Here is a 17122-nt window from a genome sequence, read left to right as displayed (position 1 = left end):
AATTACTGGGAAACAGAATTAGAAGCTTCCGCCGGAGCCTCCGAAGCCGCCACCGTCGCCGCCACCGAAACCTCCGCCGCCTCCGCCGAATCCGCCGAAGCCTCCGCCACCGAACATGCCGCCGTCGCCTCCGTGGTTACCGCCTCGGTTGCCATTGAGAATTGAATCGATGAGGATGCCGCCAAGAACAGCACCGCCGATTCCATCGAACATCCCGCCTCGACCGCGGCCACGTCCTCCGAAGCCGCCGCCGAAGTCGTCCCCGCCGCCGAAGCCGTTGACATCTTGCTCGGCCATGCTTGCGGCCTGATCGGCTAGCTGGATCGCCCGCTGGGCCGAGGCGACAGCTGCCGACGGGTTGCGGCTGGCTTGTGAGCGCGCATCATCGTAGGCACGTTGCGCCTCGGACAGACGCGTCCTGGCCGACGAACGAACGCCACCGCGTCGGGCACGAATATAGTCTTCGGTGCCGCTGATCCGTGATTCCGCCGTATGCAGCAGACTCTGGAGCTGTTCACGGGCGGCCCTTTCCTGCTCCGCTTGATTACGCAGGTTGGCCAGTGACATGGAGAGCGGTTTGCTGGCTTCATCCAGTTGGGAGATCAGTGCCAGGGGGTTGTGCTTTCCGCCCTGAATCGACTGCTTGATTGAATTCAGTGCGCTGAGCACCCCGGCTACCGGGCCGGCAAGACCTGGTTGCGAGCCGTTATTGACAAGGGCCTGGGCCTGGGCAACATCTCGTGAAGCCAAAGCCACGGCGGATTCAAGATCCGTTTCGGCTTGGCGCAGTGCCGTCGCCGACTTATTGATGGCTTCCAAGAGCACTTCGGTCTGGTCGTGGGCTTCTTCAGCATTCTGGATCAGCAGTGCGGCATTTGCACGGTCTGTATTCAGCTGTTCCGAGGCCTGCTTGAGCGCCGAGGCGGCAAAGCTGAGCCGTTCGGAAGCCTGTTTGGCATTGTCCATAATTTGGGAGACTGCCGACTGGTCGTACTTGCCGGTGAGCTGCTCAAGGATCGAGACCCTTGCCGACAACTGCTGATTCAGTGGTTCCTGCTCGGCTCGCACCTCGGCAATGCGGGTTTCGGCATTTTGCTCTAGCTGGCGCAGTTTCTTGAAATCATCGGCATGCTTTTGCAGCGACTCATTAACCTGTCCGCAACGGTTGATGATTTCGCCCAGCCACGAGCGCTGATCCTGTTCGGTATCTGGAATGTCGTCGTCCAGCTGTTGCTGAAGGTGAAATGACTCGGAAAGATGCTCTTTGGCTTGGGCCAGATCCTGAGCGAAGACCTCGATGGATTCTTTGCCGTATTGTGCTTCGGCAAAACCCAACTCCTGTTCCGAAGAGCGGATTGAATCGTCTGCCGCGACGAGAAGTTGATCAGCCTGCCGGCGCAGCTGGTCCAGTGGCACGAGAGGCTGCTGGGGCATGCCGGGCGCGCCTTGGTACTGTCCCTGTGGCAGCTGAGGAGACTTCGCTTTGCCGCGTCGGTTCACCACCAAATAAATGGCGACCGCACCACCGGCAACGATGATCATCAGCCAGAAGAAACTGAAACCTGATGAAGATCCGGAAGAGCCGCTTGAACCAAGCGTGCCGTTGTCGACCCGCTCGATACCGTCGATCGCAGCTTCAGCAGCACCCAACCAGTCGCTATTGCTCAAGGCGGGAATAATCTCGTCTGAGAAGATCTCTTGGCGATACTCATTTAGCGGGCTTCGATCGGAGCTGCCAAAAAACGCCTGACGGGATTCGGTCCCGACAACAAGAATGGCATCATTGGTGCCCATGTTCTTCTTTTCGAAGACCGCCTTAGCCCATTCCTGCGGATCTTCCGGGCTGGTGAACTCGTCAACGTAGATGGCGAACAGACTGTATCCGGTGTCTTGACGCAGTTGCGAGATCTCGTCTTCCAGCGTGGACACATCTGAACCGAGTACGTTTGAACTGTCAACAACGAACTCTCCAGGAGGAATCGTGACCGGTGATTCTGCCAAGGCTGGAGAAGATACCCCAACCATGGCAATCGAGGCCAATAACGCACCGGCCAATATACGCCGAGCTCTACTACTCATGCTTTCCCCACCTGAACTGCAATGTCGAACTTAAACCAAGGCAGATACCTCGGTTTGGTAAATACAGTACGCCGTATTCACACTTCGATTTGATTCTATTTGTCCCAGTGAACCACGTCTACGTCATTCAGCTGCCAGATTAGTTAACTCACAGGGTGCACTTAGTTTGTGCAGTTTGCCGCCACAGATCGCGACGGAATAATTGAAGCCAAGAGATCCTAGACCTGAAAGAGGCTAATGATGAGCCAGAACCCGAACGAGCCACGCGAAAACAACGTGGATGGCTCTGCACCGTTGGGCAACAACCCCGAAACTAACGTGCCGGCATCAACCGATCCAACGGTAAATCTTCCACGAGTAGGCCAGGCTGGGCCAGGCAGTGAACAGCCAACGGTTTCCTATCCGCACGTGAATCGGGATCAGGAAGCACCCTCGGTGGATCAGCCACTTCAGCACAGCACGGCAGGTGCAGCGTACTCGCACGCTGAAGCATCGGACGGCCACAATAATCCAGCCTACGCAGCCGCCTATTCAGCACCGGATGCACAGCACCTGAATTACCCTGTGCCACCGGAGCGTAAGCCTGCGGGAAAAAAGAATTTCAGCGGTACTACCCTCATCTCTGGCATGGTAGCGGCTGCTCTTGTTGGCGGCTTGGCAGCGGCCGGAACCTCTTACTTCCTATCTGACAACGGCAGCAACAACGTCTCCACCACGTCCTCGCCACAGACTGGTGTTGTGATCAACAATCCCAGTTCCGTGACCGAAGTGACCGCAGCCGCGGCCAAGGCCAGCCCCAGCGTGGTGACTATCGAGGTCTCCGGCAATGGAACTAGCGGCTCGGGCTCGGGCATTATTCTTGACACCGACGGCAACATCTTGACGAACACTCACGTGGTCACCCTCGGCGGGGAAGTCGCCAACCCGGAGATTTCCGTGCAGACCAATGACGGCAAGGTCTACAGCGCCAAGGTTGTCGGCACCGACCCAACTTCGGACCTAGCAGTGATCAAGATCGATGCCAGCGACCTGGTGCCGGCAACTCTTGGCACATCCAGCGATCTCAACGTGGGTGACACCGCCGTGGCCATCGGCGCGCCCTTGGGCTTGAGCGGCACGGTGACTGATGGCATCATCTCCACCCTGAACCGGACGATCTCCATCGCTTCGTCAGCTGTCCCAGAAAACAGCTCCTCGGAGAACAATAGCGACAACGGAAGCCAGTTCAACTTCCAGTTCCCGGGACAAGAGCAGCAACAACAGCAACAGAGCTCAGCAGGCACCATTTATGTCAACGTCATCCAGACCGACGCCGCGATCAACCACGGTAACTCCGGCGGTGCGCTGGTCAACGCCAAGGGTGAAATCATCGGGGTCAACGTCGCAATCGCTTCCGCTGGAGATAGCGAAGATTCCGGCTCCATTGGCGTGGGCTTCGCGATCCCGATCGATTACGCCAAGCGTATTGCCACGGATCTGATCGCCAATGGCAGTGCCACACATGGCCTGCTCGGAGCTACGGTTCAGGCCACCGCAGGTTCCGAGGATTCCTCGGGCAGCGCCACGACGTCATTCTCCGTTGGCGCGACGATCCGCGACGTAACCAGCGGTTCACCGGCAGAAAAGGCCGGCCTGAAGTCCGGGGATGTGATTACCTCGGTGAACGGCCGTGCAGTTCGAGATTCGCAGACCGTCACCGCGGCAATCCGTGAGGTGGCCGCAGGAGGAGAAGCAAAGATCACCTACCTGCGCAACGGGAAGGAAGAAACCGTAACTGCCACGGTAGGCGAATTGACCGAAAACTAAATATGACTCTTCGAGTCGTCATAATGTCATGGTGAGACACGTGACGCGGATTGGTGATCAACCATCCGCGTCACGTGTTGTTCTCTGAGCGATATAAGGACCATGGCACGGCCGTGGCTCGATACGATAGACAGTGATGAGAATTTCCGTCGTCTGCCTCACCGGACGAGCGGGGCCCCAATACTTCGAGGAAGGCGCGAATGAGCGACGCGAGCACTACGCCACTGACCATCCTGGTCTTGGTCAAACACGTTCCAGATGTTCAGTTCGATCGGCATATTGATCAGGATTCTTTGCGGTTGAACCGTGCGGAGTCCGTACTGTCGGAACTGGATGAATACGCAGTTGAAGCCGCGTTGGCCATTGTTGAGGAACACGGCGGTTTCGCCGCTGGCCACCAAGTTATTGCCGCAACCATGGGCTCAGCAAGCTCGGTGAACTCGGTGAAGAAGGCCCTGCAGATGGGGGCCTCGTCAGGGTTGCATCTGAATGATGAAGCGTTGGCCGGTTCAGATACCGTTGCCACTGCCAAGGCATTGGCCGCACTGGCACAATCCGTGCCGAATCTGGACCTGGTGATCACCGGCATGGCGTCAACCGACGCTGAAACCTCGGTAGTGCCGGCACAGCTGGCAGAACTCCTGGGATTCGCTCAACTGACGCATGCCGCGTCGGTTGCCTATGACGCATCGACTCGCGAATTACGTGTTGAACGAGACCACCTTCACCAGCGCGTGACCCTCAAAGCTGCATTGCCAGCGGTGCTTTCGGTCACCGATCAAGCCAATGATCCTCGGTACCCGAACTTCAAGGGCATCATGGCCGCCAAAAAGAAGAAGGTCGAGGAAGTCGACCTGGCTGCCATTGGTCTTGCTTCCCAGGAGGTAGGGGCTGAAGGATCCACCACGACGGTGCTGGCCGCTGAACAGCGACCAGCCCGGCCCGCCGGAACCATCATCAACGACAGCGGCGAAGCGGGCATTGCGCTCGTGGACTTCTTGGCCGAACAGAAGCTGATCTAAGGACCTATTCGAACATGTCTTCTGCACTTGTATTTTTCACTGACCTCAACAGTGCGCCGGGCAAGGCCCAACGCGAACTATTGACCCTGGCCTCGCGCTTCGACACCACCATTGTGGCGGTGGCCTCGGAGATTTCCACTGAAGCCCGCGAAGTCCTTGGCAACTATGCCATTGACACCGTGTGGCAGGCTGCAAACACCGGACACGGATTCGGTGAACACGAGCTGGCTGTGCTGGACACCGCGTTGCAGCAAACCGATGCCGATCTGGTATTGCTCGGGAACGACAGTTTTAGCCGCGAAATCGGTGCACGCATCGCGGTGCGTCGTCAGGCGGCTCTGGTCACCGACGTGATTGATGTCTCGGCTGAACTCATCGCGACCAAGGATGAGCTTGCCGGAAGCTACAGCGCGAGCGTGAAATCCACCACCGGCGTGTTGATTGCAGCCGTCAAACCGAACAGCATCGACGACGCACCGTTGGCGGCACCGGGCACGGTTCAGGTAAACGACCTGGAACTTCAATCGGCCCAGGAATCGCTGGTCAGCGTGGTGGCGGTTGAGGACAAGGTTGCTTCCGAGCGCCCATCCCTCAGCGAGGCCCGGGTGGTAGTCGCCGGTGGCCGTGGTGTTGACGGTGACTTCGGCCCGCTGGAGGACCTGGCGGATGCCTTAGGTGCCGCCATTGGTGCCTCGCGTGCAGCCACCGACGCCGGATGGATCTCCCATGATGCGCAGGTTGGACAAACCGGCATCACCGTTTCCCCTCAGCTTTACATTTCGGCCGGGATCTCCGGGGCCATCCAGCAGAAGGCTGGCATGCAAACCAGTAAGTTCATCATCGCCGTGAATAAGGATGTTGACGCCCCGGTTTTTGAAATCGCCGACCTTGGGATCGTCGGAGACCTCTCCAAGGTGCTTCCGCAGGCTGCTGCAGAAATCAGGCGTCGCCGCGCATGATTGATACACAACAGTTCATCACCGCGGGCACCGAACGGGTGCTCGCATTCGCGGCTCACCCAGATGACCTGGACTTCGGCGCTGCGGGAACCATCGCGGCAATGACTGCGGCTGGTGTTGAAGTGCAGTACTGCATCATGACCGACGGGGACGCCGGCGGATTCGACGAACGCGACCCACAGGAAACGGCTCGGCTGCGCCATCAAGAGCAAACCGTGGCGGCTTCAAGGGTCGGGGTGAGTACCGTGCACTTCCTTGGCGAGCGCGACGGATTCCTGGAACCAACACATGAGGTCATCCGCAAGGTGGTTCGCTTGATTCGCCAGGTGCGTCCGAGCATCGTGATGGCCATGCATCCGGAACGCAATTGGGACCGCATCCAGCGTTCGCACCCGGACCATCTGGCGTGCGGGGAGGCGGTTACCCGGGCGATCTACCCGGCGGTCGAGAACCCGTTCGCCTACCCGGAATTGGTGAGCGACGAAGGTCTCAGCGCCTACAAGGTTCCTTGGCTGTGGCTTTACGGGGCGCCGCGCGAGCGGGAAAACGGTTTTGTGGACATCACCAAGTTTTTCCCGCAGAAAATGGACGCCTTGCGTGCGCACTACACCCAGCATCCGGATGTTGCATCCATGGAGCGGTTTGTGGAGAACCAATGCCGGACGAATGCCGAGCGTGGGGGACTGCCTGTTGACTCATTGGCGGAATCCTTCCACCTGGTTGCCGTCAACGCGGATGACACTATTTCAGGATTCTGATTCGGAAAAGTAGCAACAACAAAATAGCGTGAGGCGCGTTCCCTGTTGGGAACGCGCCTCACGCTTTGCGGCCGTGACTTGGATTAGCCTTCGGCACCGGAGTTCTCGGTACTGCCAGCATCATTATCCTCTTGCGGGGATTCGGAAGCTGCCGGGTCCAACGGGAGATCCACCGAGGCTTCGGTTTCTTCCGAGGGCGCTGAAGGAATCGAGGATCCTTCAACGGTGATATGGATGGCCAGAACATCATTGGCCGGGCTCAGCCCGGCGTCCTCGTCGTCGCCGGTGCTTGAAGCAATCACCGACGCGCCTGTTTCATCGTGCACGGCCCAAACGACATACTGCTGACCGTCCTCGAGGGCGGGCAGGCCGCTGAGTTCGACACCAATCGCATCCTCGGTCTTGGACGAGCTGAGAATGGCCTGTCCGCCATTCTTCAGCTCGATAGTTTGGGTCACCGCGTCGTCGGCCTTGGCGGCCTTAGAAGCCTTGGTGCCGCCGTTGAGCAGCGAGAAAATCACTAGGGCTAGTACTACAACGATCACAACGCCCACAACACCGATGATCCAACGCTTGGGCTTGGACGTCGTTTCGGCGCGAGAACTGCTGGCCACTTGGTCCACCAGGTCTAGACCCAGGTCTTCGTCCTGAGGCTCGTCGTGGTGCTGGGAATGGCTACCGTTCATTGTCTTTGGTTTCTCCCGGAGTTGTGGTCAAAGTTCAATACCTGCGGATCAGCAGGCACCTAATGAGCCTACTTTATAAAGATTGGGTAAAGCTGTATACGTGGCCGTACTTCGCTGGTAGTTTAAGCTCCCGCAAAACCGTGCTGGCGCCAGGCCTCAAAAGTTACGATCGATGCGGCGTTGGCAAGATTCAGTGACCGGCGTCCTGGAAGCATTGGCAACTTCACTAGATCCGTGACACGAGGATGCTTTTTGTCCTCGGGGCTCAACCCCACGGATTCCTTGCCAAACAAGAGAATATCCGTTGGTTCGTAGCTGATATCGCTGTAGACGGTCTCGCCCTCGGAGGTGTAGGCGAAAACTCGTCCCTCGCCAAGCGCTTCAAAGGCCGCATCAAGATTTTCATGAACGGTCACAAACGCCAGATCGTGATAATCCAATCCTGCGCGTCGAAGGTTTGAGTCCTCGAAATTGAATCCTAAGGGCTTAACCAGGTGCAGTTCTGCGCCGGTGATTGCTGAGAGCCGGATGGCATTGCCGGAGTTGCCGGGAATTTCTGGGGCATTAAAAACGATTCGAAACACACCCCTAGTTTAATGGGTGCGCGCACAGATCCCCTCATCGGCCTAGTACATTCCACCGATCAGCCTGGCCAGCACGTCACGGTCCACCACGTTGGGTGACGGTCCGGAACCGAGAAAAAGTTTCAGTTCTCGTACCAGGCCAGCCGCATTGAGAACATTTGCCGAGCTCGATACCGAGGGTTGGGCATTGCGGTGATACTCAATGACCGGTTCGTGATGATTCCCATTTGAAGCCAACACCAAGGTGTAGGAGACAACATTCATCTGCATGAACGCCCGTTGCATCCCGGAAATCTGTATTTCAGGGGGTTGGGTGAGTTTGTTGCCGTGTCGAAGCACCGAACCGTCGAACGAGTAGTATCCCTCGGGCAAGGTCATGGTGTTGATGACAGCCATCCGATATCCGGCGGTGAGGACATGGTCGAAATGCCCGCCGCTGGGGGAGCGCAATCCGTTCACAAGTCGTGCTGCAGGCAGGATATTGAGCACATTTTTGCTTAGTAGATTGATGGTGGTTGCTTCGCGAAGCAGCCGCGAACGGGAGTTGAACAAGCCTCGTTTACGCGGCTCACCGTGCACCCGCTGTGCGGAGCGTTTGGGATCCAGCGCGGTGAACTGGGAGTCATCCAGCGGCGGAATGTATTCGGTGGCCAGCTGTGCTTTGGGTTGCTGCGGAGTGGTGCGCAGTCGTTCATCATAGGGACGAGCGCTGAAGCCCGCACGCGGTGCCTGACCGGGGGCCTGGAAACTTCGCTCAAAACTGTTCTCGGACTGCTGGTCGCTGAGCTGCTGGAAAGCCCGTTGCACTTCTTTGAAAGCATCTTCGCTGCCGCCAAGATCCGGGTGCGTGGCGCGAGCCGCCTTGCGGTAAGCAACTTTGATTTCTTCCATGCTTGCCGTGCGGGGTACACCAAGAATTTCATGGGGGCTCGGCGAGCTCATGGTCAGGCAAGTTCCTTTCGACGCGGCACACTAGTAGCCGACTCTCCCTATCGTAGCGAATCAGCTGTGTTCATTGCTTTGAGACTCTGGGCGCCAGCTGAGTATTGTCTACGTCATGGGCACACAACGACGTTTCGAGCGCGTCACCATCGTTTTCCACCCCAGCTCCGGCAGGGGCCTGGGCCAGCGTCGCGCCACCCGCCTTGCAGCTGGTCTCAGCGAGCTGAAGGTCAACCATCGATTGCTGGATGTCTCCGGTCTGTCGAACCAGGAGCTGGCCGAGAACCTCACCACCTCGGACGCCGTGGTGATTGTTGGCGGCGATGGGCTGATTCACCACCTTGTGCAGGTCCTTGCAGGCACCGGCATTCCGGTAGGTATTATTCCTGCCGGCAGCGGCAACGACACCTGGCGAATGCTTGATGACGGGAGAAACTCTCAACCGCTGGAGATCGTCACCTCTTTTCTCGCCGGTGAGGAACACTCGCACCCGGTTGACCTTTTGGAAATCACTTTCGATTCGAACCCCCAAACAACCAGGTTGGCGGTCGGATCGATCTCCTGGGGCTTTGAAGCAACGGTCAACGAGCGTGCCAACACCTTGCCACGATGGTTGGGATCACTACGGTATGCCATGGGGCTGGCACTGTGTCTGCCAAGGATCACAGCGATACAAACCCACGTGGTCGGGCAGGGGCTCGAATACCGGGGCCCTGCCCTTGCGGCGAGCATCGCCAACATTCGGTCGCTGGGTGGCGGGATAACACTGTTCGCTGCCGCTCGCTTCGATGACGGGTTGGCAGATCTGTCCATGGTCACCGGCGCACGCATCGCACCGGCCCTGCGAAACCTCCCGCGAATCTTGACCGGCCGTGAACATCAATTACGAGTCGCTGGCCAGGCATCATGGTTCAGCGTGCAGACAGCTCAAAACTGCTACGCGGACGGCGAGCTGCTGGGCCGAGGTTCCTTTAGCCTGAAGGTCGTGCCCGGAGAATTGCTCTTGATGCGTTAACTGCGGGCCCGGTATTCGGCAAAGAGCATCGAATCCTCCTCCAACAGGGTGTGCAGTCGCAACTTATGCTGCACATCATGTTCCGAGTGGGAGATGCGTGACCCTGCACCGGCGGCCAGCACCGGGGAGTAACTCACACACAGCGAATCGACCTGATCCGCCGCGATGAACTGCCCAAAAATCCGTGGCCCGCCCTCGGCATGAATGAACTTCAGACCCATGTCGTTGAGCCGGCCAACAATCTGCACCGGGTCCGGCCCCTCTCCTGAGTCCGAGACCTGAATGAGCTGCACATTCTGGGGGTACTGTGCGCTCAACTGATCCGTAACCTGTTCACAGGTGAACAATAAAACCGGGGCCGGCGACCGGACAAGGACCGCAGCATCCGCAGCAATGGACAAGCTGCGAGACACGATAGCCAACGTCGGGTGGGCGCTGAGCCCATGACTCACACGCCAGGACTGAGCTTCCTCGGACACCAGCGGGCCGTCGTAACCCTCGGCATGGATCGTTCCCGAACCAACCAACACCACCTGAGCCAAACGTCGAAGCAGGGCGAAAATACGTTGGTCGCCTGGCGAGCCCAAGGCGCCGGACAGTCCCTGCAGCTGGGCACTGCCGTCGGCACTGGACACGAAGTTGAATCGAACAAACGCTTCCCGATCACCGGCATATCGGGAAAGCAGAAACTCGTCATTTACGTCGTCAACGGGGGTAGGCAGCAAAGTTCGCATTGAATCTCCTTGGATGCTCTAGGCGCTGGCTTGACGTTCTGGGTGCGCCGGTGGATTGACATCCCCCATATTGTGTATCTGCTTCACCGGTTCCCGCCAGCCTTGTGCGGCTTCTATCAGGTGCACGGTCTGAATCGATTCCGGGATGTTGTGCATTCGCAGGATGCGGGCACCGCCCATGGCGCAGATGGTCGCGGCAACCATGGAGCCCAGCATTCGCTGCGACTTCGGCAAGTCAAGGGTTTCCCCGATGAAGTCCTTATTGGATACCGCGGCCAGGGCCGGGTAACCGAGCTCAGCGAACCTCTGAAAACCGGCGGTCACCTCCAGGGTGTGGCGGGTGTTTTTGTTCAGATCATGGCCCGGATCAATGATGAGTTTGGAATCGTCGATGCCGTAGCTTTTGGCCAGCTGCACCTTTTCCATCAAATAGGCACTGACTTCGGCCAGCACGTCGGTGTACTGCGGGCGCGGGTAAATGGTGCGAGGCTTGGCTAGCGAATGCGTCAGCACCAGGTGAACATTGTTTTTCGCCACCACTTTCGCCAGCTCTGGATAGGCCAGGCCAGTGGTGTCATTGATGACGTCCGCGCCGACGTCAATGGCTGCTTGTGCGACCAAGGGATGGAAAGTGTCAGCCGAGATCACCACATCACTATGGCGCCTGACCTCTCGAATCACGGGAACAACCCGTTCGGCTTCTTCCCTCCAGTCAAGCTCGGGCCCAGGGGAGAACGGCACACCCCCAATATCAACCCAATCCGCACCGGCCTCAATGGCGCGCCGGGCAGCACCTACCGCTTCATCAAGTCCAAACGTTGAGCCGGCATCATAAAAAGAATCAGGAGTGCGGTTAATCACCGCCATGACCGCAATACGGCGCGAAAAATCAATACTTTTGTGGGCGAACTGGTGAACCGGAACCAACAGGTCTGGCATGAACATTGGTGAAGGCTCCCTTGACATGGATATTGGTGAGTTGCGACCTACATCATCATTCATATCACTGCAACAGCGAAAACCCGTGTTGGCTGGGTGTTGGCTCGGTAGTCTTAGGACATGCAGTTTTCCCATGTCTCCGCAGATTACGGCCAATGGATCCTCGACGCCTGTGCCGACGCCGACCCGCTCACGGTCACCGCCCAAATACCCGTTGGCTATGAACGCTACGCCCGCATCTTGCATCCCGCACTTGATGAAGATGATCAACAGGTGCGATGGTCTACCGTGGCCGCTAGCCGCAATCACGTTCTAACCGCCGCAGACCTATTTGAAACCGTGGCCGGGCTGGACTCCCAGGGCAATCCTGTCACGGATGACGCGTGGGTTGAGACCGATCTGCCACTTGATGAGCTGCCAGCGAATCAGTGGAAAGAACTAGCGCTGCACCTGATCCAGGCCAGCGGAACACAAAACTATGTCCTGGGGCTGTGGGCAGGATACGCCTTTATTGAAGGCGGGGAGCGGATCCAAATTGAGATGGAGCCGGACCCGGCACTGAGCGATGAACAAAACGCAGCCGCTTATGCCGAGGCGCTCGCCGAGGCGCAGAAGCCGGCTTTTTCGGCTGAGCAGCTCGGCGACGGCCCCCTGGACCTCGGCGGCGGATACCGCAACTATCACCTGGTTCAGGCCGATGCGGGATTCCTCAGTGATCCTTTGTGGGCCAAGACCGCAGCGGGGGAGCAGCGCCAGCGACCAGCCTTGGTGTTCCCCGCAGACCGCTCGTGGATGCTCTCCACCGAGCCCTATGATGATTGCACGTTGATCGGCGGGCCCGCGGCGCTGATCGAATCGATCTTGAAAGATCCGGGGCTGGAAGCTATCGAGGTTGGGCAATTCACACGAATCGGGCATTCAAACTAGGTGCATGAAGCTCGTAACATAGAAGAGATATGAATACTCCCGCCGTTTACCTAGACCACGCGGCAACCACGGATATGACTCCGGAAGCGTTGGCGGCTATTACCGCACAGTTTGCCACCACCGGCAACCCCTCGTCGCTGCACACGGCCGGCCGCCGAGCCAACCGTGTGGTTGACGATGCCCGAATTGCGATTGCGACAGCCGCGGGGGCGCACCCCAGCGAGTTGATTTTCACCTCCGGCGGTACCGAATCGGATAACTTGGCCCTTAAAGGGTTGTACTGGAATCGCGTGAAGGCCAACCCTGAGGCCCGGGTAATCCTGGTTGCAGGTATCGAGCACCACGCGGTCTTGGATACCGTCACGTGGCTGGTCGAGCACGAGGGCGCCGAACTGTGCTGGATGCCGGTTGACGCCGACGGGGTGCTGGATTTGGACGCTGTGCGCGCGTTGGTGCAACAGCACCATGAGCACATTGCGCTCGGCACCCTCATGTGGGCTAACAATGAGGTTGGGACCGTGCAACCGGTAACGCAGTTTGCTACCTTGCTGGCAGAGTTCGGCATCCCAGCCCACTCCGATGCGGTCCAGGCGTTCGGAGCCGTACACACCAATTTTGCTGATTCCAAGCTGGCGGCAATGTCCATCAGCGCCCACAAGATTGGCGGCCCGGTGGGGATCGGTGGGCTGCTGGTGCGCCGCGACGTGACGCTGATGCCGGTGCAACACGGCGGCGGGCATGAACGAAAAATGCGCTCGGGAACCCTGAACGCGGCGGCGGCGGCTGGATTCGCGGCTGCTGCCACACACGTCACCGCACATCGTGAGCGTGAGTCCCAGCGTCTGAGCGGGTTGCGCGAATACGCAATCCAAGAGATTTTAAGGTTGATCCCCGAGGCAGTGCTTAACGGTCCACGGGATGTCGAAAACCAGGGCACCAGACTTCCGGGAAACCTGCATTTCACCTTCCCCGAATGCGAGGGTGATTCACTGCTGTTCGTTTTGGACATGCTGGGAATCGCTTCTTCCACGGGATCTGCCTGCACCGCTGGGGTTCCGCAGCCATCCCACGTGCTGCTGTCCATGGGGCGAGACGCTCGTTCAGCACGGAGTGTGCAACGCTTCACAATGGGGCATAGAACAACCCGCGAAGACGTTGACGCATTATTGGAAGCCTTGCCGCAGGCCTATGAGCGCGCAAGGAAGGCTGGAATGGCAGCCGACGAAAGCAGTATCCACACGGCAGGAACAGGTTTTACACGATGAAGGTATTAGCAGCAATGTCCGGCGGCGTGGACTCGGCGGTCGCCGCCGCCCGCGCAGTAGAAGCCGGACACGATGTTGTCGGTGTGCACCTGGCACTGTCCCGGATGCCCGGAACCTTGCGTACCGGCTCACGCGGCTGTTGCACCGTGGAAGATTCCAATGATGCCTGGCGCGCCTGCGACAAACTGGGGATTCCGTTTTACGTGTGGGATTTCTCGGATCGTTTTGCCGAAGACGTGGTGGATGACTTCGTCTCCGAATACGAGGCCGGGCGTACCCCGAATCCCTGCATGCGTTGCAACGAAAAAATCAAGTTCGCCGCACTCTTGGAAAAGGCCTTGGCTTTGGGTTTTGATGCGGTCTGCACCGGGCACTATGCCAAGGTGCTGCGTGATGAGCAGGGTAACCCGGAGTTGCACCGTGCGGCAGATTGGGCCAAGGACCAGTCATACGTGCTGGGTGTCCTGACCCACGAGCAGCTCGATCACTGTATGTTCCCGCTGGCCGAAACCCCGTCTAAGGCAGAGGTTCGCGCGGAAGCCGCGGCTCGCGGATTGACCGTGGCGAACAAGCCAGACAGCTATGACATCTGCTTCATCCCCGATGGGGATACCCGCGGCTGGCTTTCCGAGCGGATTGAAATGAAGCCCGGCTCAATTGTCGACCATGAAGGAAATGAGCTCGGCGAGCACGCCGGCGCTCAGGCGTTCACCGTTGGCCAGCGCAAGGGACTGCGACTGGGCCGCCCCGCTGCCGATGGCAAGCCACGATTTGTGCTGGAGATTCGCCCGAAGGAAAACAAGGTCATCGTTGGCCCTGAAGCCTTGTTGGCGGTAGACCAGCTACGTGGTATCCGCATTTCCTGGGCCGGTATCCCTATCGAGGAGGTCTCCACGGGAACCACCTTCGATTGCATGGTGCAGGTGCGTGCCCACGGTGACCCGGTGACCGCGCAGGCTCATATGGAACGCTCGGTGGATGGCCGCGATGAACTCGTGGTGAACCTGCCCGAGGGAATGCGTGGTGTCGCCCCGGGGCAGACCATGGTTGTTTATCAGGACAGTCGTGTGCTGGGACAGGCCACCATTGACTCGGCTCGTTCAAGCGCTTGGGATCCTGCGGCTGTAGGATAGTCCCGACCTTGAGTGTTGTTCCACAACAAGCACCCCGAACTTTTTCGGGGTGCTTGTTGTTTTACTGGTAATCCATGGCCCGTCATGCTGCGGTCGAGAGATAGTGCGCGAGCTGCCCCACAACGAGTCGATACCCCGTGCGATTGCCTTCAATCATTTCAGCCCCCGCATACGAACTCGTTTGGCTGGTGACCCTTAGCAGGGTTGCGTCAGGTCGAGGTTCAAAATGCCAGGTGACAAGCGATGAGGCGAGTGCAACGTCGTCCTTGGTGACGGTTTCGGCGTAACTGATCAGTTCGTTTGGGACTATTCTGCAATAGTCGGTTGTGACAGAAAAATCCAAGTTACCCAGCGGGCCGCACCGGTATATGTCACGCGCTCCCTCGCGAAAGTTCTCTTCTAAATAAGTGATTCCGTCGCCGGCCGGCACACACCAATTGATCCGGTGCGAGATCTGCTCGTAGACCTTCCAAGCTTCGGGTGGCGAACAGGGCAGGCGGCGGTTGATGCGGATGGTCTCTTGGGCTAGATCGATCATTGGGCCGCCTTGGTTATGTTGAAAGCATTCAGTGCGTCAAGCATACTGCCGGCTTCAGACGGGTAATTGTTCGCACTCCTTGAGCGATGCCGCTGGAGACGGGGATCGGGAATCCAAGACGGTGAGCCGAGATGAGGTGGGTTGTCGTATCCGCCGAGTCATGGCGAAATGGCTCAAATTGCGGACTTCGGGAATATTGACGCGTCAATTAGAATTGTGATTGGTAGATGAAAAACTACTGATTCGGTTCAAACGGAGATGACATGCCAAAGAAAATTGGTTTCCTGACCTTCGGGCACTGGTCCGGAGCCGCGAATTCCACGGTTCCTACCGGCGCAGCCGCTGTGCGGCAGATGGTGGACCTGGCGCAAGCCGCTGAACGTAGCGGTTTTGACGGGGCGTGGTTGCGGGTTCATCACTTCGACCGCTCGCTTTCCGCACCGTTTCCACTACTGGCGGCCATGGCAGCTTCAACAACGACACTTGAGGTTGGAACCGGGGTGATTGACCTTCGCTATGAGAACCCGCTCTACATGGCCGAGGAAGCCGCGGTTACCGATGCCATTGCCCGTGGCCGCATGCAGTTGGGTATCAGTCGTGGCTCACCCGAGCCAGCCGCTAACGGCCAAGAATTGTTCGGGTACACCCTGGGCGAGGGTGAGAGCTGGTCGAGCGTCACGCGTGAACGCGCTGCAACGTTCCGCAAGGCCATTGCCGGAACTCCCATTGCGCGCCCGGTGCACCCTGAATCTTACGGTGGCTCGCTGTTGCCGATTACCCCGGTGTCCCCTGGATTGGAGAATCGTATCTGGTGGGGTGCTGCAGGATTTGAAACGGCCGAATGGGCCGGTCGCGAGGGGATGAATCTGCTCTCATCAACGTTGCTGTTGGAAGACGATGGGCGGCCGTTCCATATCGCGCAGCGTGATCAGATACGGCGATACCTTGATTCCTACGCTGCCAGTGGACACCATACCGGTGGACAGACTGCGGTGACGCGCAGTGCATTCCCCGTGATCACGGACACCGATGAGCTGTATTTCGGGCGTCGCGAACGTGGCGATTCGGTTGGACAGATTGAAGGTATGAGGGCACGTTCGGGGCCAACCTATGCGGGTTCCTTGGACGAGTTGGCGGAGTTGTTCACCCGTGATGCCGCGATGTGCGAGGCGGACTACCTGCTTTTTGCGCTGCCGAACCAGCTCGGTGTTGAATACAACGAACACGTCATGACCAACATTGCAAAGGTGGTCAAAGATATCGGGTGGAAATAGCTCGTGAGTTCGAAGGGTTGGGATTCCACGCACGGCCTTGAGTTGAGGCTCCGACGGTCTCACGCGGCTGCGCTGACCCATTGCCGATGTCGCTGGCGATGTCGCCAATAACCCTGACCCGATGACGCACCAGGCGACCGCGGTCGAATCAGCGTACTGGTTGTTATTCTAGGCTCGGGCACCACCGACGAAAGAAGGAGCTACGGTGAGCGATAACCGAATCGAGAAACTCGAACGCGAACTGGAGGAACTGCGTGGGCTGTTGACTTCGGTCATCTTAAGTGGCAGGTTTCGAGACGATGTGCCCTTCGAAGCACTGCTTGCCCAGAACGAAATCGCCGGTGAACGGCGCACGGCACTGAACTTGGTCCTAGTAGCACTTTGTTAGGTTATTGCTGGAAGGTCTTTTAATCTCTACACAAGTCTGTTAATTTTGGGTCATGAACGATGAACAGATCGAG

The 17122-nt window shown here is 58.3% G+C and carries 17 protein-coding genes; 10 read left to right on the top strand and 7 right to left on the bottom strand.

The features are described 5' to 3' along the window. Nucleotides 1-18: 18 nt before the first annotated feature. A complete protein-coding gene (locus ACIOWL_RS14660) occupies nt 19-2079 on the bottom strand; it encodes a TPM domain-containing protein (RefSeq protein ID WP_400386577.1) in 2061 nt (686 codons plus the stop codon). Between the two features lie 240 nt (nt 2080-2319). Here ACIOWL_RS14660 and ACIOWL_RS14655 point away from each other — a divergent pair, with 240 nt between their 5' ends. From ACIOWL_RS14655 to ACIOWL_RS14640, 4 genes are all read left to right on the top strand, one after another. After that, complete coding sequence (locus tag ACIOWL_RS14655; RefSeq protein WP_400386574.1) at nt 2320-3885, top strand: S1C family serine protease; 1566 nt, start codon at nt 2320-2322, stop codon at nt 3883-3885. A 200-nt stretch (nt 3886-4085) separates the two neighbouring features. Continuing rightward, nucleotides 4086-4907 carry an electron transfer flavoprotein subunit beta/FixA family protein gene (locus tag ACIOWL_RS14650; protein ID WP_400386571.1) on the top strand — a complete coding sequence of 274 codons (822 nt, stop codon included), beginning with the start codon at nt 4086-4088 and terminating at the stop codon, nt 4905-4907. Between the two features lie 14 nt (nt 4908-4921). Then, on the top strand, nt 4922-5866 hold the full coding sequence (locus tag ACIOWL_RS14645) for an electron transfer flavoprotein subunit alpha/FixB family protein (protein ID WP_400386568.1): 945 nt from the start codon (nt 4922-4924) through the stop codon (nt 5864-5866). Next, nucleotides 5863-6624 (top strand): PIG-L deacetylase family protein, encoded by a 762-nt coding sequence (locus ACIOWL_RS14640; protein WP_400386565.1) that lies wholly within the window; start codon nt 5863-5865, stop codon nt 6622-6624. The genes ACIOWL_RS14645 and ACIOWL_RS14640 overlap by 4 nt, the downstream gene beginning before the upstream one ends. 83 nt (nt 6625-6707) lie before the next feature. Here ACIOWL_RS14640 and ACIOWL_RS14635 read toward each other — a convergent pair whose 3' ends face one another. From ACIOWL_RS14635 to ACIOWL_RS14625, 3 genes are all read right to left on the bottom strand, one after another. Further along, nucleotides 6708-7310 carry an anti-sigma factor gene (locus tag ACIOWL_RS14635; protein ID WP_400386562.1) on the bottom strand — a complete coding sequence of 201 codons (603 nt, stop codon included), beginning with the start codon at nt 7308-7310 and terminating at the stop codon, nt 6708-6710. A gap of 122 nt (nt 7311-7432) precedes the next feature. Further along, nucleotides 7433-7894 (bottom strand): tRNA (cytidine(34)-2'-O)-methyltransferase, encoded by a 462-nt coding sequence (locus ACIOWL_RS14630; RefSeq protein ID WP_400386559.1) that lies wholly within the window; start codon nt 7892-7894, stop codon nt 7433-7435. A 42-nt stretch (nt 7895-7936) separates the two neighbouring features. Next, nucleotides 7937-8836: a J domain-containing protein gene (locus tag ACIOWL_RS14625; RefSeq protein ID WP_400386556.1), complete on the bottom strand. Its 900-nt coding sequence runs from the start codon at nt 8834-8836 to the stop codon at nt 7937-7939. Between the two features lie 115 nt (nt 8837-8951). Between ACIOWL_RS14625 and ACIOWL_RS14620 the strand changes: the two genes are divergently transcribed. Then, nucleotides 8952-9851 carry a diacylglycerol/lipid kinase family protein gene (locus tag ACIOWL_RS14620; RefSeq protein WP_400386554.1) on the top strand — a complete coding sequence of 300 codons (900 nt, stop codon included), beginning with the start codon at nt 8952-8954 and terminating at the stop codon, nt 9849-9851. On the opposite strand, the gene ACIOWL_RS14615 is transcribed toward ACIOWL_RS14620, so the two are convergent. Both ACIOWL_RS14615 and folP read right to left on the bottom strand, forming a co-directional pair. Continuing rightward, complete coding sequence (locus ACIOWL_RS14615; protein WP_400386551.1) at nt 9848-10585, bottom strand: dihydrofolate reductase family protein; 738 nt, start codon at nt 10583-10585, stop codon at nt 9848-9850. The genes ACIOWL_RS14620 and ACIOWL_RS14615 overlap by 4 nt on opposite strands. Nucleotides 10586-10603: 18 nt before the next feature. Continuing rightward, nucleotides 10604-11530: a dihydropteroate synthase gene (gene folP / locus ACIOWL_RS14610; RefSeq protein ID WP_400386548.1), complete on the bottom strand. Its 927-nt coding sequence runs from the start codon at nt 11528-11530 to the stop codon at nt 10604-10606. A 114-nt stretch (nt 11531-11644) separates the two neighbouring features. On the opposite strand from folP, the gene ACIOWL_RS14605 reads away from it, so the two are divergent. The 3 genes from ACIOWL_RS14605 to mnmA are packed head-to-tail and all read left to right on the top strand — an operon-like array spanning nt 11645 to nt 14849. Continuing rightward, a complete protein-coding gene (locus tag ACIOWL_RS14605; RefSeq protein ID WP_400386545.1) occupies nt 11645-12451 on the top strand; it encodes a hypothetical protein in 807 nt (268 codons plus the stop codon). Between the two features lie 29 nt (nt 12452-12480). Further along, nucleotides 12481-13716, top strand: a complete 1236-nt coding sequence (locus ACIOWL_RS14600) for a cysteine desulfurase family protein (protein ID WP_400386542.1) — start codon at nt 12481-12483, stop codon at nt 13714-13716. Continuing rightward, nucleotides 13713-14849, top strand: a complete 1137-nt coding sequence (gene mnmA, locus ACIOWL_RS14595; RefSeq protein ID WP_400386539.1) for a tRNA 2-thiouridine(34) synthase MnmA — start codon at nt 13713-13715, stop codon at nt 14847-14849. Before ACIOWL_RS14600 ends, mnmA begins: the two co-directional genes overlap by 4 nt. Nucleotides 14850-14931: 82 nt before the next feature. Here the strand turns inward: mnmA and ACIOWL_RS14590 are convergent, their stop codons facing one another. Further along, on the bottom strand, nt 14932-15387 hold the full coding sequence (locus tag ACIOWL_RS14590) for an SRPBCC domain-containing protein (RefSeq protein ID WP_400386536.1): 456 nt from the start codon (nt 15385-15387) through the stop codon (nt 14932-14934). 263 nt (nt 15388-15650) lie between these two features. Here ACIOWL_RS14590 and ACIOWL_RS14585 point away from each other — a divergent pair, with 263 nt between their 5' ends. After that, nucleotides 15651-16661: an LLM class flavin-dependent oxidoreductase gene (locus tag ACIOWL_RS14585; RefSeq protein WP_400386534.1), complete on the top strand. Its 1011-nt coding sequence runs from the start codon at nt 15651-15653 to the stop codon at nt 16659-16661. Between the two features lie 205 nt (nt 16662-16866). Then, entirely contained in the window at nt 16867-17049 is a 183-nt protein-coding gene (locus ACIOWL_RS14580; RefSeq protein WP_400386530.1) for a hypothetical protein, read from the top strand. The last annotated feature ends 73 nt before the right edge of the window (nt 17050-17122 follow it).

The organism is Glutamicibacter sp. NPDC087344 (assembly GCF_044744225.1).
In the GTDB taxonomy this organism is placed as follows: Bacteria; Actinomycetota; Actinomycetes; order Actinomycetales; family Micrococcaceae; genus Glutamicibacter.
The sequence above is the reverse complement of the archived record's forward strand: the minus strand, read 5'-3'. Positions and strand labels throughout refer to the sequence as shown.

What these genes read in the sequence shown, in the direction of transcription:
- ACIOWL_RS14660 (WP_400386577.1), bottom strand. Translation starts at nt 2,079, where the DNA reads ATGAGTAGTAGAGCTCGGCGTATATTGGCCGGTGCGTTATTGGCCTCG.
- ACIOWL_RS14655 (WP_400386574.1), top strand. Translation starts at nt 2,320, where the DNA reads ATGAGCCAGAACCCGAACGAGCCACGCGAAAACAACGTGGATGGCTCT.
- ACIOWL_RS14650 (WP_400386571.1), top strand. Translation starts at nt 4,086, where the DNA reads ATGAGCGACGCGAGCACTACGCCACTGACCATCCTGGTCTTGGTCAAA.
- ACIOWL_RS14645 (WP_400386568.1), top strand. Translation starts at nt 4,922, where the DNA reads ATGTCTTCTGCACTTGTATTTTTCACTGACCTCAACAGTGCGCCGGGC.
- ACIOWL_RS14640 (WP_400386565.1), top strand. Translation starts at nt 5,863, where the DNA reads ATGATTGATACACAACAGTTCATCACCGCGGGCACCGAACGGGTGCTC.
- ACIOWL_RS14635 (WP_400386562.1), bottom strand. Translation starts at nt 7,310, where the DNA reads ATGAACGGTAGCCATTCCCAGCACCACGACGAGCCTCAGGACGAAGAC.
- ACIOWL_RS14625 (WP_400386556.1), bottom strand. Translation starts at nt 8,836, where the DNA reads ATGAGCTCGCCGAGCCCCCATGAAATTCTTGGTGTACCCCGCACGGCA.
- ACIOWL_RS14620 (WP_400386554.1), top strand. Translation starts at nt 8,952, where the DNA reads ATGGGCACACAACGACGTTTCGAGCGCGTCACCATCGTTTTCCACCCC.
- ACIOWL_RS14615 (WP_400386551.1), bottom strand. Translation starts at nt 10,585, where the DNA reads ATGCGAACTTTGCTGCCTACCCCCGTTGACGACGTAAATGACGAGTTT.
- folP (WP_400386548.1), bottom strand. Translation starts at nt 11,530, where the DNA reads ATGTTCATGCCAGACCTGTTGGTTCCGGTTCACCAGTTCGCCCACAAA.
- ACIOWL_RS14605 (WP_400386545.1), top strand. Translation starts at nt 11,645, where the DNA reads ATGCAGTTTTCCCATGTCTCCGCAGATTACGGCCAATGGATCCTCGAC.
- ACIOWL_RS14600 (WP_400386542.1), top strand. Translation starts at nt 12,481, where the DNA reads ATGAATACTCCCGCCGTTTACCTAGACCACGCGGCAACCACGGATATG.
- mnmA (WP_400386539.1), top strand. Translation starts at nt 13,713, where the DNA reads ATGAAGGTATTAGCAGCAATGTCCGGCGGCGTGGACTCGGCGGTCGCC.
- ACIOWL_RS14590 (WP_400386536.1), bottom strand. Translation starts at nt 15,387, where the DNA reads ATGATCGATCTAGCCCAAGAGACCATCCGCATCAACCGCCGCCTGCCC.
- ACIOWL_RS14585 (WP_400386534.1), top strand. Translation starts at nt 15,651, where the DNA reads ATGCCAAAGAAAATTGGTTTCCTGACCTTCGGGCACTGGTCCGGAGCC.